Source organism: Maribacter confluentis, from assembly GCF_030505015.1.
GTDB lineage: Bacteria > Bacteroidota > Bacteroidia > Flavobacteriales > Flavobacteriaceae > Maribacter > Maribacter sedimenticola.
Map to the genome: position 1 here is coordinate 1,711,352 of NZ_JAUKUC010000001.1, position 18,851 is coordinate 1,730,202.

General features: G+C 37.3%; 9 protein-coding genes. All 9 read right to left on the reverse strand.

All coding sequences use genetic code 11. The features are described 5' to 3' along the window. Positions 1–38 precede the first annotated feature (38 nt). The 9 genes from Q2T41_RS07530 to Q2T41_RS07570 all read right to left on the reverse strand — a co-directional run bounded on the left by Q2T41_RS07530 (position 39) and on the right by Q2T41_RS07570 (position 18,785). A complete protein-coding gene (locus Q2T41_RS07530; protein WP_304435580.1) occupies positions 39–2,438 on the reverse strand; it encodes an ABC transporter permease in 2,400 nt (799 codons plus the stop codon). A gap of 258 nt (positions 2,439–2,696) precedes the next feature. After that, positions 2,697–5,126: an ABC transporter permease gene (locus tag Q2T41_RS07535; RefSeq protein WP_304435581.1), complete on the reverse strand. Its 2,430-nt coding sequence runs from the start codon at positions 5,124–5,126 to the stop codon at positions 2,697–2,699. Positions 5,127–5,162: 36 nt separating this feature from the next. Next, positions 5,163–7,595 carry an ABC transporter permease gene (locus Q2T41_RS07540; RefSeq protein WP_304435582.1) on the reverse strand — a complete coding sequence of 811 codons (2,433 nt, stop codon included), beginning with the start codon at positions 7,593–7,595 and terminating at the stop codon, positions 5,163–5,165. Between the two features lie 152 nt (positions 7,596–7,747). After that, positions 7,748–10,093, reverse strand: a complete 2,346-nt coding sequence (locus tag Q2T41_RS07545) for an ABC transporter permease (protein WP_304435583.1) — start codon at positions 10,091–10,093, stop codon at positions 7,748–7,750. A gap of 101 nt (positions 10,094–10,194) precedes the next feature. Beyond that, a complete protein-coding gene (locus Q2T41_RS07550) occupies positions 10,195–12,669 on the reverse strand; it encodes an ABC transporter permease (RefSeq protein ID WP_304435584.1) in 2,475 nt (824 codons plus the stop codon). Between the two features lie 23 nt (positions 12,670–12,692). Continuing rightward, positions 12,693–15,110, reverse strand: coding sequence for an ABC transporter permease (locus Q2T41_RS07555; RefSeq protein ID WP_304435585.1), 2,418 nt, complete (start codon positions 15,108–15,110; stop codon positions 12,693–12,695). Between the two features lie 147 nt (positions 15,111–15,257). Then, positions 15,258–15,953, reverse strand: a complete 696-nt coding sequence (locus Q2T41_RS07560) for an ABC transporter ATP-binding protein (RefSeq protein ID WP_058104953.1) — start codon at positions 15,951–15,953, stop codon at positions 15,258–15,260. Between the two features lie 170 nt (positions 15,954–16,123). Continuing rightward, a complete protein-coding gene (locus tag Q2T41_RS07565) occupies positions 16,124–17,446 on the reverse strand; it encodes an efflux RND transporter periplasmic adaptor subunit (RefSeq protein WP_367186837.1) in 1,323 nt (440 codons plus the stop codon). Continuing rightward, positions 17,433–18,785 (reverse strand): TolC family protein, encoded by a 1,353-nt coding sequence (locus Q2T41_RS07570; RefSeq protein WP_304435586.1) that lies wholly within the window; start codon positions 18,783–18,785, stop codon positions 17,433–17,435. Before Q2T41_RS07570 ends, Q2T41_RS07565 begins: the two co-directional genes overlap by 14 nt. Between the last annotated feature and the right edge of the window lie 66 nt (positions 18,786–18,851).

Below are 18,851 nucleotides of genomic sequence, written 5' to 3' on the forward strand. Positions count from 1 at the left end.
TATATTTTTGGTTTGATTGATACGTTATGACCTTTCCCTTATTCTGTTCGTAAACTTTTCACCGGGTTTGCCCTTGCTGCCTTAATAGCTTGAAAACTTACCGTGGCAATGGTCACTAACATTGCGCCCAACATGGCTACCGCAAAAATCCACCATTTGAGTACTACTCTATACGGATACTCCTGCAACCATCCGTTCATAATGAAATAAGCTATAGGTACGGCAATAAAACAAGAGATAACCACCAGTTTTAAAAAGTCCTTGGACAACATATTCCATACATTGAAAATAGACGCTCCCAATACCTTACGCACCCCTATTTCTTTCTTTCTTTGCTCGGCTACAAAAGATGTCAGGCCAAATAACCCCAAACAACTTATTAAAATTGCCAGTGCCGTAAATACTCCCGAGAGTGTACCAATACGTTCTTCCGATGCAAACTTTTGACCATATTCGCTATCTATAAATTCATATTCAAAAGGAATATCCGGAAAATGCTCCTTAAACACATTCTCTACGGTAGCAATACTCTGCGATGCATTGTTATTAGGATTCAACCTTAGGTTATAGTAACTGGCATTATTGAACCTATCATACACATAAACACCTTGTTTTACCGGTTCATAAGGTGATTGGGTGATCATGTCTTGAACAACACCTATAATTTTTAATGGCGGATTAGGGTCTTCTTCGTCATCGTCTCGTAGCAGCTGCCCTACAGGATTCTCCATACCCAGATATTTCTTTGCGGTTTCATTGATCAACACCCCTAATGAATCAGTTGCAAAATCTCTTGAAAAATCGCGCCCTTCTAAAATTTTAAGATTTAGGGATTTTGCGTACTCCGGTGAAACTTCTGTCCACGCTAGATCTTCTTGAAAACCTTCTGGTTTGCCTTCCCATGTAAAGCCGCCTCTATTAGACCATATTTGGGTTGTTGGGCTGCTCGATGTTGACATTTCCACTACCGCTCCAGATCCTATGAATTCGGTTCGCATTAAATCATATTTCCCCACAAAATCTTGACTAAAAGTAGGTATCTGTATCAACCCTTCCTTATCATACCCAACAGGTCTATTTTTTGCAAAATTGATTTGCTGCATCACAATCACCGTACCTATAATAAAAGCTACCGAGACCGTAAACTGAACTACAACCAATACCTTTCTTGGCAACCCTGCATACTTTCCGGTCTTAAACGTACCCTTAAGCACATCTACCGGTCTAAAAGATGATAGGTATAACGCCGGATAGCTACCTGCCAACAAGGAAGTGAACACTATAAACACCAATGACACCATCCAAAACATACCATTATTCCACGGAAAGGATATTTCTTTTCTAGATAGTTCATTAAATCCGTTCAAGGAAAGTAATACCAACAATATGGCTACTACAAATGCAAAAACAACCACAAGAAACGATTCGCTCAAAAATTGATAGATTAATTGCCCTCTTTGAGAACCAATAGATTTACGTATGCCAACTTCCTTGCCCCTTTTCTCTGAACGGGCGGTACTCAAATTCATAAAATTGATGCATGCCAACAGTAATACAAAAGCTCCAATGACACCAAATAACCACACGTACTTTATGCGCCCACCTTCTTGTTTTCCATTCTCAAAACTGCTACGCAAATACCAATCTTTCATTGGGAACAAAAAGATCTGCGGATTAAATTGAGCTGTATCTTCGTTTAAATCTTTCTTTACGTTTTTAATATTATTGGTTACCTGCTCAATGGTTGTATTATCTGCCAATTGTACGAACATTTGAAATGAATTGTTGCCCCATTGATCTTCGGCATTTTTTATCCATTCGTTCACTGCCAAATACTTCTCCCAAGGAATAATATAATCGGTATCGTTAAATGAATTATTGACAGGTATATCCCTGTACACCGCGCTTACATTCAACTTGTGCTCATTACTTACGGTAACCGTTTTACCTATGGGGTCTTCATTACCGAACAAGGCATCTGCCGTTGATGCTGATAACATAATGGAATTGATCTCCCGTAGCCCATCTTGCTCTCCTTTAATAATTTCCAGACCAAAAAGCTCAGGTCCATTTTGTTGCATGTAATTACCTGGTCTAGATATGCTCTTTTCACCATATTTTAAGTAATGGTCATTAGTCCAAGAACACATGACCAAATGCTTAAAGTTATCACCGTAACCATCTCTTAAGGCTTTCTCCAAAGGTCTTGGTATGGCAGGTCCTGTTCCTGTTTCGCCATTAAAGGTTTGCGATTGAAAAACTTGAGCTATACTTTCTTTATTCTTGAAGTAGCTATTATAGGACAGCTCATCTTGGATCCAAAGCCCAATAATTAAAGTTACCGCCATACCAAGGGCAAGTCCGCCCACATTTATAACGGTATACCCCTTATTCTTAAGTAGATTTCGCCAAGCAACTTTTAAATAGTTCTTAAACATGATCTTTCGTTTTTTGATTGATGATTAGTTGATGCTAAACATTGATTGATTGATTGATTGATGATATAAAATATGAAACTAATTCCGTGCCACTATAGTAAACATCTAATTATCAATTACTTAAAATAAAAATACATTCTCGTGTGTAAAATATTTTGACAAAAGATGTACAATATATTTACAATGACTACTTAAAAATTAGAATGTTACACCATTGTCATCAATGCTAAACCAAGTTTTGACCATACATTTCAAAAATTACTCTGAACGCAAGCTTTTTACGGGATTTGCAGCTGCTGATTTTAATGATTGCAGTCCCACGGTCAAAAATGTGATTACCATAACAAGTACACCACTTGCCAAAAATACCCACCACTTAATTTCAATACGATACGTAAATCCCTCTAACCATCTAGAGATAAAGTAATAGGCTATTGGTGATGCCAATACAAAAGCAATGAGTACCAGTTTAATAAAGTCTTTCGTTAGTAATTTAACTACTGACCGTACACTTGCGCCCAACACTTTACGTACACCTATTTCTTTTTTCTTTTGCTCCGCTACATATGAGATAAGTCCAAATAAGCCCAAGCAGCTTATGAATATTGCTAAAATGGTAAATCCTACAGAGATAAACCCTAAACGCTTTTCTTCTTCGTATAACTTTTCTACTTCTTTATCTACAAATCTATAATCAAAAGGGATGTTACTTAACGTAGATTTCCATTGTTGTTCCAAACCTTGTAGCAACTGACCATAATTTTCTGTGTTCGCCTTAATAAACAGCCAATTAGGTTCCGTCTCCTTATGCAAGAACAAAGGCTGAATCTCTTCTTTTAAGGAAGCAAAATGATAGTTTTTTACCACACCTATAATTCGTAATTCGTCAATTTCATCGCCATAACTTTGCATCAAAGTGGCACTTAACGCGTTTTCAATATCAATATTAAAAGCCTTTAACGTAGCCTCGTTCACTATGATCTGGTCTACGGTATCGGCAGCATTGAAATCCCTACCTTTCAACAATTCTATACCCATGGTGTTAAAATAGCCATCGCTAACGCCGTTACGTTTTACCACTGTTTTATTTTCCTTATTTCCGCCTGGCAAGTAAAATCCATTATCTGCCAATATAATTTCCGACGGCGAATAATTTCCACTTGACACTTGTAATACGCCCGGTACTTTTAAAAATGATGCTTTTAAAGATTCAAACTTATTAGATGATTCTTCGGTCCCTACCCGCAATGCCAATAGGTTATCTTTTATATAACCTAAGTCTTTGGTTTGGGCATATTTAAACTGTTGGCCTATAATAATTACCGTACTTATTAAACATATAGAAATTACAAATTGAAATACTACTAAAGCCTTTCTAAAGGTACCGCTACCAGATTGTAAAATAGCCGAACTTTTTAATGCTCTCACCGGTTTTATAGAAGACAGGACTATAGCAGGATAAACACCTGAAGCCAAACCTGTAATTACGCCTATAGCCAATAATATTACCAAAATCTGCCATTGGTACAAACTTGTATAGGTCAATGATTCCTGTGTTACTTCATTTACAAATGGCAAAAGCAATATAACTATAGGAATACTGATCAACATAGCGAATATGGACAGTAACAAAGACTCGCCCAAAAATTGCCGCATTAATGCATTTTTACCTGCGCCAACTACTTTTCTAACCCCAATTTCACGCGCCCTTTTACTAGCCCTAGCCGTACTAAGATTTATAAAATTAATACATGCCACCAATTGTATAAAAAATGCCAAACTCAGTAAAAAATAAAGGTAGGTACTATTGGATACGCGACCCAGCTGATTTTTTCTACCGTTGGAGTACAAGTGAATATCAGTAACCTTTGTAAGCTCTAGCGTCTTACTGCTCATACCGGCATCTTTTAAATCTTGCGCTCCTCTATCTTCCATAAACTGGGGCAATTTCCGTTGAAGACCTAAGCCACTACCATTTGAGGTCAATTTCACATAACTGTAGGCAAAATTATTGGTGGCAAAGCTCTGGAAGTTCTGTACAAAGGTCCCCATTCCCGGAGTACTCATGCTTACAATGTAACTAGGATTAAAATGCGTTTTATAAGCCTTTTCATCATAAACTCCTTTTACGGTAAGGGTTAACGCACTTTCCCCACTGCCCCAAACTACAGTTTTGTCCAAAGGACTGGTTTTGCCGAATAACTTATCGGACAAGTATGATGACAGCATTACGATATTGGGTTCATCTAAAGCCGTTTTTACATCACCTTCAAGTATTTTAAAATTGAATACTTTGAAAAAAGTTGAATCTGCCAAATAGACCCTTGGTTCATAGTAAGCATCTTCGCTATTTGTCGCTCTTATTAATGGACTGAAAAATACATCGGTCAACACAACTCTGGTTGCTTCTTCTACCTCGGCAAAATCTTCTTTTAACGCAAATGCTATTGGTGGCGACGAGGTGGCGGAATCAAAAGATTCTTGACCATCACGATCTATAATTGTCTCCACCCTATAAATTGATGACGCCTGGTTATGGTGCTGATCATAACCCAACTGCGCAAATACATATAACAATATTACTAAACAGCTTACGGTACCCAGCGTAAGACCCAATAAGTTGATGATAGTTTGCTGCTTGTTCTTTATTAAATTACGCCAAGCTATCTTGATATAATTCTTTAACATGATGTTCTTTTTGATTGATGAAGTTTGATGCTTTACTTATTCTGACCGTAAACTCTTAACAGGATTTACAATTGCCGCTTTTATACTTTGGTAGCTTACTGTTAGTATTGCCACGATAATGGCAAGCACAGCCGCCAACAGGAATAACCCAACACCAATCTCAATTCTGTATGAGAAATCTTCAAGCCATTTATTCATGACATACCAGCCTATAGGCAAAGAAATCAAAATGGCTACGCCCACTAATTTTAGGAAATCTACCGTAAGTCGGTAAGAAATTTGACTTACAGTAGCTCCCAACACTTTTCTAACACCGATTTCTTTTGTTCGTTTTTCGGCATTAAAGGCAGCTAATCCAAATAATCCCAAACAAGCAATAAAAATGGACAGCATAGTAAAAATGAAAAATATCTGACTCAGTTTTTGTTCGGCTTCGTAGGTGGTGTTAAAGGCTTCGTCCATAAACCGGAAATCGAATGGTTGACCTGGCGCCATGGTGTTCCACGTATTTTCAATGGCTTTAATATTATCTATATAATTTCCACCACTCATTCTTACCGCCATGTTCTGTGCATTTGAATTTAAATGCATCCCCAAGGCACCTATATTAGTTCTTAACGTTCTATAATGAAAGTCTTTAACTACCCCTATTATGGTATAATATGTAGGGTTTTCTTGTTCTATTTCTTCTGAAATACGTAATCCTAAAGCTTCTTCTGCCGTTACATTTAAAATAGGCAGCGTAGCTTCATTTATAATCATAGCTGTGGAGTCTGATGCATACGTCGGATTAAAATCGCGACCGGCAACCAGTTCCATTTCCATAGTTTTTAGATAATCCGTATCTACATCCCACTCTTGCATTTGAATGGCACTTTCTTGATCTCTAGAACCTTCTTCAAAGAACGAACTATCTGATCGCCATGAAGGTGTTGGGTAATAATTGCTTAATGTAGCGCTCTCTACAAAACCCATATTCGCAATCTGTTCTTTAAAAGCATTGGTTTTGAACCCTAATGCTCCCAATTCATTTATTAGCAATACTTGGTCCTTGGAGAAGCCCAAATCTTTATTCTGTATGTAATTCAATTGCTGAAATACTACCAAGGTGCTGATAATAAGAAATACCGAAATTGAAAATTGAAAAATTACCAAGGCATTACGTACCCTACCATTGCCCACACTTTCAGAACTGTTACCTTTTAACGTTTTAACAGGTGTAAACCTCGACATAAAAAACGCCGGATAACTTCCTGACAACAGCCCAAGTAACATAGTTGCCCCCAATAACGCCAACCAGAATAAGGGCCGCGTAAACGGAATTTCAATTGATTTACCTGTAAAGCCATTGAAAAACGGCAAAGCTACCAGTGTAATCAATAGTGCCGCTAACAAAGACACAAATGCAATTAATCCTGATTCGGTTAAAAATTGAAAGACCAAATTCAGTTTATTTGAGCCCAAGGTTTTTCGCACCCCTACTTCTTTTGCTCTCTTTAACGAATGAGCCGTAGACAAATTCATAAAATTAACACTTGCCAATATGATCAAGAACAGCCCAATAAAAGAAAGAATGTAGATATTCTGAATACTGCTCGTTGCACTCATTTCCGAGCTTTTATCTGAATGCAAATGAATATCGGTCAAGGGCATGGTGTGGTACCTAATATAATTACCGGATGCCGCAAACGACTCTGCCGTCATACCAGGAAAATATTTTTGCGCCCATGGCAACATATAACGCTCTAACATACCTTGTAAGGGCTCTTGAAAATCTTCAGCCTTTGCACCGGGAATTAACTTTATAAATGTAAAATAATTATTACCGCCCCAATTATCTTCCCTGGATGCCACATTGCCCGCCATTGCCAAAAACACACTATAATCATTGAAATAAGAATTTTTGGGCATATCTTCTATGACACCGGTTACCGTATAGGTATCTGTATTATCCAACAATAAATTTTGACCTATAACATCTGTAGAACCAAAATGTTTTTCTGCTGCAGTTTTAGTAAGCACCAAAGAGTTGATACCCGTTAATGCCGTTTTGGCATCACCCGCAAGTAAGTCTATCCCAAAAAATTCAAAAACAGTGGAATCGGCATAGGTGATATGGTTTTCCTTGGCACTTCTGTTTCCCCCAACTTTCTTTACATAAGCACTACCTATGGTCCTAAAACGCACTGAAGCTTCTACCTGTGGATAGTCTCTCTTTAAGGTTTCCGCCATTGGTGCGGCAGCTTCCCCTGCCTTAATTTCCGCTCCACCAAATTTGATATCAGAGTCTATACGATAAATCCTATCTGCATTGGCAAACATTTTATCATAACTAAGCTCATCGTAGATATAAAGCGATATAATTAATGCCCCCGCCATTCCTATGGCTAGACCGAAGGTGTTTAGAAAAGTGAAAAAGGCTTGCTTTTTTAGACTCCTCCAGGCGATTTTTAGATAGTTTTTAAACATGGTTCTCGTTTTTTGATGCTTGATTACGGAGTATCAAATTCTATTTCTATGCCAAGAATACAAAATATTGATTTTCAATTATTTATGTAAATACACAAAATACTAAGTGTCAAATATTTAGACAGATTATGTCCAATATATTTACAAAGCCACTACTCCGTTCTTAGACTTTTTACCGGGTTTACCCTTGCTGCATTAATAGCTTGAAAACTAATGGTCAATAACGCTATTACAATGGCTACCGCACCGGCAATTATGAACGCCCAAACATCGATTGACGTTCTGTATGCAAAACCTTCTAACCAATTCTGCATTAACAACCAGGCTATTGGCGTTGCAATGACTATGGCCATACCTACCAATTTCATAAAATCTTTAGATAATAAGCCCACAATACCTGTAACACTTGAACCAAGCACTTTTCGCACGCCTATTTCCTTTCTACGTTGGTCTGCAGTAAAAGCGGACAAGCCAAAGAGTCCCAAACAAGATATTAGGATGGCCAGCAGTGCAAAAACCTGGGATAGGTTGCCTATTAATTGCTCACTCTTAAATTTGGCATCGTAAGTGTCATCCACAAATTCATATTCAAAAGGAAACGCAGGGTTAAACTTGTGCAACGTTGCTTCCATTGCATTTAGTGCCAATGCTGTTTCTATTCCCGTTTTAGTTTTTACATACATAAAACGTGCTTGACTAGGATCGTTGAAAAAAATGACAGGGTCACTTGAACCATACATATCTCCGTACACATAATCTTTTACAACCCCTATCACAGGATAATCTTCTTCTATAGTTTTACCAATGGCACTGCCGCTACCCATAAGTTTTGCAAAAGATTCACTTACAATAATATTGACACTGTCCTGTGCAGGATTGTTACTAAATCCGCGTCCTTCAATAATTTTCATTCCTGTAGTGTTGAAGAAATCTACTGTAATATCTCTAACCGATACCAGTACATCTTCAGTATCTACACCGCCTTGCCAGCTTAACCCCGATGTATTATTTCCACCGGATAAAATATCAGAATTAATGAATCCGATGCTTTCTATCATCCCCGAAGCTTTCATGTCTTCTTCAATAGGTTTGAAGTTTTTGATCATATCTCCGTTAACGGGAATTTTCACCAGATTATCTTTATTATAGCCTAAATCTCGTCCTTTTACATGCTGTACTTGTTGATAGACGATAATGGTGCTGATGATAAATACTATGGATACAACAAACTGAGTAGCTACCAGCCCTTTTCTTATCATTGAGGCACTTCCTTTTGACCTTCTTGCTCCTTTTAAAACGTCTACAGGTTTAAAAGATGACAGATAAAATGCCGGATACCAGCCTGCAACCAAGCCACAAATCAATGTGATACCTAACAGCGTTAACAAATGCGTTGGGTTTACCAGGTTTAACGCTAATTGTTTGCCGATCATGGTATTAAATTGCGGCACCAATAACTTTAAAAATAGCACACTTAACACGGCAGATAACCCTGCTGTGATTATCGCTTCTGCCATAAATTGAGAGATCAGTCCTTTTCTCCCAGAGCCTAAAACTTTACGCACCCCTACTTCATTTGCTCTTTTCTCGCTGCGTGCCGTAGCCAAGTTCATAAAATTGATACAGGCAATTAATAAAATAATGAGTGCAATAAGACTAAACAGCCGTACATAGGTTATTTGTCCTCCTATATTTTTACCGCCTTCAAATGCCGAACGTAAATGCCAATCTTTCATGGAGAATAAAAAGGCGATGGTTTCATCGTCCTCGGTTTTCATTGGTAGTATTGCCTTTACTTTACTATTGACCACATCAAAATTTGCTTCTGGAGAAAGTTCCACAAAAGTGTCCGCGAAGTTTCTATCATATTCGTTTACCCATTCATTATCCTTTGCAAATCGTTCAAAAGGAACAACCCAATCAAAACTATAGGTTACATTGTGCGGCAAATCTTCGTAAACTCCTGAAACGGTATAACTTTCTTCGTTGTTTATTTTAATTACTTTGTTAATTGCTGAAATATTCTCACCAAATAATTGTGTAGCCGTTTCTTGTGAAATAACAATGGCATCTACATCATTAAAAGCAGTTTCCAAATTTCCTTCCACAAATGACAGACTGAACATACTTAAAAAATCAGGATCTGCGTAACGTCCATTTTTATTGATGGCCGTTTCACCTACCTGAAACAAAAAATCTTCTTCTTTTGTTCGGGCTGCACCTACAATACCTGGCACCTCTTCCTTTAAAACTTCTGCCAACGGACCGGGAGTTGAATGAAATGTACGCCACTCACCTTCATATTGCTGATTTGTGGGTACATAATATACCACGTCTTGCTTATCAAAATTAGCATCATAACCAACCTCATCTTCTACCCAAAGCAAAATCATGGCTGCACAGGTGATACCTATTGCCAAACCAAAGATATTCAGCATACTATAGCCTTTGTTCTTCCAAAGGTTTCTCCAAGCGATTTTTAAATAGTTCTTGATCATGATTTTTGTTTTTAGCCCCCTTACTCTTTACCTAGGGGAGTAGATTTGATGAATTCTATAGTGTACCCACTTTTCTTTCAAGAGAACATATGGGATGTATTTTACTCTGTTCGCAAACTCTGAGCGGGGTTTGCAACCGCTGCCTTCACTGCTTGAAATCCCATAGTAAAAAGGGCAATGACCAGGGCCATTCCGCCGGATACTATAAACACCCACCAAGGTATTTCTATTTTATAGGCGAAATCTTGCAGCCATTTATTCATAAAATACCATGCAACCGGTGTCGCTATCAACATGGCTATTACAATTACCATCACAAAATCGCGAGCAAGCATCTGTACAATTTCACTAATGCTTGCACCCAAAACTTTCCTTATCCCAATTTCTTTTGTTTTCTGTTGGGCTATGAACGCTATTAACCCCAACAACCCCATACAGGCAATAAATATGGTCAAGAAAGAAAACACCCCAAACAAATTTGCCTGTCTTTGGTCTGATATATATGCGGTATTTAAATCATCATCCAAAAAAGAATATTCAAAAGGCACATTTGGTTGATAGTCATTCCATTTCTTTTCTATAGAAGACATCAATTTTCCAATATTTTCCGAACTCACCTTTAAAGTGATGTAGGAAACGCCAGTTTCATAACTCTCTGAGGTATTCGAAAACAATGCGAATGGTGTAATATGACTATGCAACGATTCTAAATTAAAATCCTTTAAAACTCCCACCACTTTGTATGATTCCATTTTACCGCCAGGATACTGAATCATTCTTCCAATAGGGTTTTCCCATCCTATTTGCTTTGCTGCTGCTTCATTGATCACAACTGACAACGAATCATTGAAGTTATTATCAAACGCTCTACCTTTGATTAACTTTAAATCTAGGGTCTTCATAAAATGTTCATCAACCATGTAAGATTGTAACATAATATCCTTAGCGACCTTTTCGTCAGAATTAGATGCTTCTGGAAAATAAAAATCACCAAAACTACCTCTGGTAAGCATACCTGAAGAAACAGCGGCATTTTTTACTTCTGATAGCGCCTCTAGTTCCGATCTAAAGGTTTTTTCGCTACCGTCCAATTTTTCTGCATTACGAATTACAAGCAAGTTTTCTTTATCATAACCTAAATCACGGTTTTGTGTATAGTTCAATTGCAGATACACAACACTAGTTGCTATAATCATGATTATGGCAACGGTAAATTGAAAAATCACTAATCCGTTTCTAATAAAACCGTCTTTACTGTTAGCTACTTTAGAAACCCCTTTTAAAACATTTGCCGCTTTAAAAGAAGTTAGATAAAACGCTGGATAAATGCCCGCCAGAAGAGCGGTAAATAAACTAAGGCAAATAATAAATAACCAAATACCATTATCATATATAGAATTGAAATTAATGGTTTTACCAGCTAACTGATTAAATAACGGCAAAAACACCCATACCAACACTACAGCTAAAAACGTGGATACTACGGTATAAAAAATGGCTTCCGCCAAAAACTGTTTTATAAGTTGAATTCTGGGAGAACCCAGCACTTTTCTAATACCAATTTCCTTACTTCTCTTAGAGGCCTGTGCTGTAGCTAAATTGACAAAATTAACCGAGGCCAGTATTATAATAAAAAAAGCAATTATTGCAAAAATGTATAAATTCTTAACACTGTTCTGTTCAGTAATTGCAGATTCAATATCATTAGAATGTAGATGAATATCGGTTAGTGCCTGCAAGTGTAAATCCCATTTGTTCCCATTTTCCAAAAACTCTTCATAAGGCTGCCCTATCCTGTCAAAAGCATTTGCTGCATGTAACCTAATCAATTCTGGAAACTGTGATTCTAAATGATTAATCACTTCTGGGTTTGCCGCTGCTTTTTCAGTCAATTTCACATAAGTAGCCATTTGTAACCATACCCAACTCCAATTAAATCGTTTTACATTTGAAAAATTTGAAACAGGAACTAGTATATCAAATTCTACAGAGGTTTGTAGATTGTCCATATCTTCTAAAACACCCGTAACCTTCAACGGTATTCTTTCCTTTCCATAAAAAAGAATTTTACCAAGCGGATCTGCATCTCCAAAATACTTCTCTGCAATACTATTGGTTATAACTACACTGTTCCCTTCTTGCAAACTTTTTATGGAATCACCTTTTAACATAGGATAGCTTAAAACCTCTAAAAAATTAGCATCAACCGCAAATACGTTTTCTTCGTTGAAAATTTGTTTTTCAGAACCATTGGAATATTCAAGAACATCAACCCCGGGTCTGTATATACGAGTATAACTTTCAATTTCAGGAAAATTGGCAACCAAAGTCTCACCTGCTGGCGGAGGTGTATAACCCGCATAGAACTCATCATCGCCCATTTTACCATTTAAATTGACCCTATACACTTGGTCCGCATCATTAAAAAAACGATCATAGCTTAATTCATCGTTTATAAAAAGGGCTATCAAAATAACACAGGTTAAACCAATTGCAAGTCCAGCTATATTAATGATACTATTGCCCTTATATCTAAATGCATTTCTAAAGGCGATTTTTAAATAGATCTTGAACATGATTTTTGTTTTTTGATGGTGAATTATTCTTTACGCAAGCTCTTTAAAGGCTGTATCAGCGCAGCACCTATAGATTGATAGCTTATGGTCAAAATAGCTATGGTCAGTGCAATGAATCCTGCGATAAAGAATATGCCCCAACCAATAGTGATGTGGTAGGCAAAATCCTCTAACCAACGGCTCATTAAATACCACCCTACAGGTATGGCAATGGCGATAGAAATTATAATCAGTTTCATAAAATCTACGGTAAGCAATTTATAGATGCTTTTAAACGGAGCCCCTAAAACCAAACGGATGCTGATCTCTTTTTTACGTTGTTCTACCATAAAGGCAGACAGTGCAAACAAACCTAAACAAGCAACTAAAATGGCGAACAGGGCAAAGCTGTTGAATATTTTACCCATGCGTTCCACATCATCATGCATATGGCTGAACTCTTGATCTAAAAAACTATAATTAATGGACTGACTGGGCACATTTTTATCCCAAACCGAAGTAATTGAAGCCAAGGCTTCATTCACATTTCCTTTTTCCAACTTTAGCGATATAGACCCTAAATCCTTACCGATTACGAGCGATAGCGAAGAAATATCTTCTTTTAATGACTTAAAATGAAAATCATCTATTACACCTATGACCTTAAACTGTTGACCGTTATTGTTTATTTCTTTACCAATAGCATTTTCCAAGCCCAATTCACGTTGCATATTGGCGTTTATAATAATTGAGTTCAAACCATCAGATGCAAATTGCTTAGAAAAATTTCTTCCTGTTTTAACCGTAATACCCAGCGTTTTAATGTAATCATAATCTACTCTCCAGATTTGGGCCGGTATACCTCTACCTTCATTTCCTTCATCTTCCCTTCTAAATGTATTACCGTTTCTACTACCACCATCTACCGGCAAATAATTAGAAATGGTAGCCGATTTCACTTGTGGTAACTGCAGTAATTGTTCTTTAAAATTTTCAGCACTTTCCCCCAAGATTCCGGTACCTTCTAGAACAACAACCTGTTCCTTATCATACCCCAATTCTTTTTGAAGAATAAAGTCCATCTGTTTGTAAATAATCAAGGTGGCAATGATCAGCACTACCGATGTGGTAAATTGAAAAATAACGAGTCCGCTCCTTAATTTGCCACTTTTACTGCCAATACTAAGACTTCCCTTTAAAACATTTACCGGTTTAAATGCCGATAAATAAAATGCCGGATATAAGCCCGCCAAAGCACCTACCAAAAGAGCAGCAACTATTATTACCGGAACAAACCACCAAGCAGACCACGGCATTTCTATAGTTTTAGATGCCATGTTGTTAAATGTTGGCAGTAATGCCCAAGCCAATAGCACGCCTAATAGAAAAGACACAAAACTAAACACGATAGATTCGGTCAAAAATTGCGTTATCAAATTGCTTTTAAAAGCACCAATGGTTTTTCTTAAGCCAACTTCTTTAGCCCTATTGGCAGATTTTGCGGTAGAAAGATTAATAAAGTTGATTACCGCCAATAATAGCACAAAACCGGCTACAGCGGCAAAAAGCCAAACAAAACGGATATCGCCGTGTTTAAGTCCGTCTGACATTTTAATATCCGAATACAGATGAATATCGGTTATGGGCTGAAGTTTGTACTTCATGGTTCTAAGCACCTCAATAAAGTCTGGAGCACGCCCTCGTTCGCGCTGTGCAGGTATAATATAGTCTTCAACAATAGAAACCATTTTTTGTTCCAATTCCCGCACGTTCGTATGGTCATCTACCAACACATAGGTAAAGTAATTCTGGTTGGTCCAGTTTGCATTGGTATCTTCTATAGGTAAAAGAAAGTCATAGGCTAGATGTGAGCTTTTTGGAGCATCTTTCATGACCCCGGTTACCGTATACGGAGTACTCGCATCATTATCTAAAATGATGGTTTCGCCCAAAATTTTATCACTATTAAAATACTTTGCCGCTTTGGATTCCGATATGACAATACTTTTTGGATTTGTCAATGCGGTTTTAGGATTTCCTTGTTGCAACTTCACCTCTAAAAGTTCAAATGCTTCTTGATCCGCAAGCACAAAGCCGGTTTCCAAGTTATTTTGAGCTGCCCCAGCTAAGCGAATACCGCGTTTACCTGCCCCAAAAATTTCAATTGTATTTATTTTCCCTGCCTTTATAATTTCTGGAAAATCATTTTGCAAGGCTTCCGCAAAGGGTAATTGAAAGTGAGTGCTTTTCATGACTTCACCTTTGTACATGCCTTCTAACACTACCCTATATAACTGATCTTTTTTGGTATAGTGCTGATCATAACCCACTTCATTGTGAATGAATAAGGCTATTAAAAGACAAGCCGCTATACCAACAGCAAAGCCACCAATTTTAATGGTGGCAAATAGCGTATCCTTCTTAATACTTCTCCAAGCTATTTTAAGATGGTTTCTGAACATGGCTCTCGTTTTTATTGATCGATGATTTAATTATTATCCATGATTAAGGGATAAGTTTGGTTGGTTTGGTTTGTTGGTCGATTAGTAATCTTCACTTCGGCTCCGCTCAGTGAACAGAATTAATAATTGATTGATGAATAAACTCCCTTACATCATGGCGCCTATAGCCCTATTCTGACTTTCAGTTACGATTTGACCGTCGAATAGATTTACAACTCTATGCGCGTAATGTGAGTCTCTGTCCGAGTGTGTTACCATTACTATTGTGGTTCCTTCTTGGTTTAATTCTGTCAACAAGTTCATTACCTCAATTCCGTTTTTAGAATCCAAGTTCCCCGTTGGCTCATCGGCAAGTATTAATTTCGGATTGGTAACCACCGCTCTTGATATTGCCACACGTTGCTGCTGACCACCTGATAATTGCTGGGGAAAATGTTTTTCCCTATGTGCTATTTTCATACGTTCCAGCACTTTCATTACTTTCTCCTTACGTTCTGCCTTTCCCATTTTTAAATAGATCAATGGTAGCTCTACGTTTTCAAAAACGGTAAGCTCATCTATTAAATTAAAGCTCTGAAATACAAAACCTAAATTACCTTTACGCAGTTGGGTACGCTCGCTCTCCTTTAAGCCTCCCACTTCATTACCTGCAAAATTGTAGCTACCCTCCGTTGGGTTGTCCAACATACCAATAATATTCAATAATGTAGATTTACCACAGCCAGATGGTCCCATAATGGCAACAAACTCACCATCTTCTACTTTTAGGTTGACACTATTTAACGCCAAGGTTTCTACTTCTTCTGTTCTAAAACTCTTTTTTAGGTTTGTAATGGTTATCATGTTTCTTTCTTTTTGATTGTTATAATGACATCGAAAATTCTCTGATGTGACAGTTTTATTTTAAGATAATTCTTTCCTACTTTCTACCCTTCGACTACGCTCAGGGTTCGAAACCAAACACTTAAGGTAGCTGAGAATTTCGACTACGCTCAATTTAAACTTAGCCGAAGCTATTTTAGTACAATTCTTTCCGCTTCCCCGAAGTTATCGTAGTTACTAGTTATTACTTTTTCCCCTGGTTCCAAGCCTTCCAATACTTCATAGTATCTAGAATTCTGTTTTCCTATTCTTATATTTCTTTTTATGGCTTCTCCGCCATCTGGGTTTAGTACAAATATCCATTGACCGCCAGTACTCTGAAAAAAGCTTCCTTTTGGTAATAAAAGCGCATCATTAGATTCTCCCAATTGTAATTTAATATTGTAGCTCTGTCCTGAACGTATGGTCTCTGGCTTATTATCGGTAAATACTAAATCTACCTTGAACCTACCATTTCTAACTTCTGGATATACTTTACGTAAACGCAATGGAAATTCTGCGCCATTACGCTCTAAAACCGCAGTAAGGTCTCTTTTTACACGATCAATATAATGCTCGTCTATATCTGCCTCTATTTTATAATCTGTTAATACGTTAATTTGCCCTATACGCTGCCCTTGGGCAATACTCTGACCAATTTCAGCATCTAAAAATCCTAATTGACCATCTGCAGGAGCGCGAACATTTAAATGGTCCAGCCTTTGGTACACCATACCCAATGTTTTTTGCATACGTGCCAAATCTGTATCCAGGCCTCTTAGTGAAGTTTCGCGTAACTCATCATCCTGCTCTGTCTGTAGTTTTACAATTTCATGCTGCTTTTGAGAAAGTTCATAGTTTTCTTTTGATAGTTGATAGGCTTCCCTAGATATTAATTCCTCATCGAACAACGCTTTGTTCTGCTCATAATTTCTCTTTAACCGCTGCAGATCTGTACTTGCCGTTGCCAATGACTTTCTACCTTCTACCTGTCTAGAATCGAAATTCAATTTTGTGGATCTTAAATCGTTTTGCTTTAATGCCAGGTTACTTTCACTCGCCAAAATCTGTTCGTACAGATTCATGTTTTCCAGCTTTAAGATGATATCGCCTTTTTTCACCATAGCACCTTCTTCTATTAACTTTTCGCTTACACGACCACCTTCATAGGCATCCATATAAATAGTTGCAATAGGCGCAACGTTACCATTAATGGTAATATAATCATCGAATTTTCCTGCAGACACCTCAGCAACCGAAAGTTTATCTTTCTCGGTTCTAAATGTGGATACCGAACTGGCAAATAACAGTTGGTAACCTACAAATAGTAGCAATACACCCAGAGCAATGTAACCGTAGTGTTTTGGTTTTAATCCTTTTTTCTTTTCTAATTTTATATCCATGGTAATCGTTTGTTCGTTGTTCTTTGTTCGTTTTTGGTTGCTGGTTCCAAATAAAAATTTAGTTGGCTTCAATATTAAATACTGGTAGTCCTCGGTAAAAGTCCAATGTGCTTTTATTGATCTCTGAACGTAATTTTACCTGTAAATTCTCATTTTGTGCACTAGCATATAAATTTTTGGCAGTAAAAAGCTCTAAAGCATTTATCAGTCCTTTTTCATATCTTTTTTGAGCAATGGTAAAGGCTAAATTCTGCGCCTCCATTTTTTGGTTGCTCTGCACCAATTCTACCAATAATGAATTATAATCTTGCACTAGTTGCTGAATGGTTTGAAACAGCTCTTGCTCTTGTGTCTTTAAATTATTCTCTGCACGAAGCTTTTCTATTTTAGATTGCTTTACCTGTGATCGTGCAGACCAACCGTTACTAATAGGTACACTTAAATTTATTCCCCAGTACTGAGAAGTATTATCCCTAAACTGCTGCCTAAAAGGCAAGGTATTCCCCAATGTATCTCTTGTAGTTTCAAAATACCCAGTACCAATACCTGCAAAGAAAGAAAGTGACGGGTACAATCTTCCCCTGGAGACCGCAACTTGCTTTTTTGCTGCCTTGGCTCTTAATTCCTGTGCTTTTATCAATGGTAAAAACTCGCGAGCTTCGTTGTAAACAGAATCAGATGTTATTTCGTTAACCGCTGCATCTGCAACTACTTGCGGCAATTCTTTTGTTATTTCAATTTCAGAAGTGTTCTCCAAGTTCATTTCTTGAATCAAGGTGAATTTTGCCGTCGCTAATTGATTGGCACTTTGTGTAACGTTCAATTTATCGGTCAATAGTAACGACTCTGCCTCATAAAGATCAGCACCGGCTTTTAAGCCTAATTCTACCTGCTTTTCAACCAAACTGTAATTGGTTTGCGATACCGTTAATTGTTCTTTTGAGATTTCTACCAATCCTTCAAAAAACTGAATATCATAAAAGGCTTGCATTACCCTAAATGCCAGTAAATATTTTTGTTGCAGCACATCTTCTTTGGTTGCCTTGAACAATAATTTAGATGCTTTAATGGCATTTATTTTTTGAAATCCCTGAAACAAATCAATGGAGGACTCCAACGAATAATTATTAGAGTAGAAATCCTGATTTACAAATGTTCCCGTATTGGGATCTTCTGCCCTACCATAATTAACAAGATAACTAGATGATGCATTTACCGAAGGCAACAAGTTACGAACCGATTGTCTATAGGTTTCTTTATTAGATTGATTGGTATACTTAAAATCATTCAACTGTAAATTATGCGCTAAGGCATATGAAACACATTCATCTAATGTCCAGCTTTCTTGAGCAAATACAGATGCCCAAATGGTCAGCAGCAAAAGTGTCGTTATTTTAAATTTTTTGATCATTTTTCTATTGGTATGCCATTCTCTATACTATATGCGTGCCATAATTTTAAATTATTCATTTTCAGT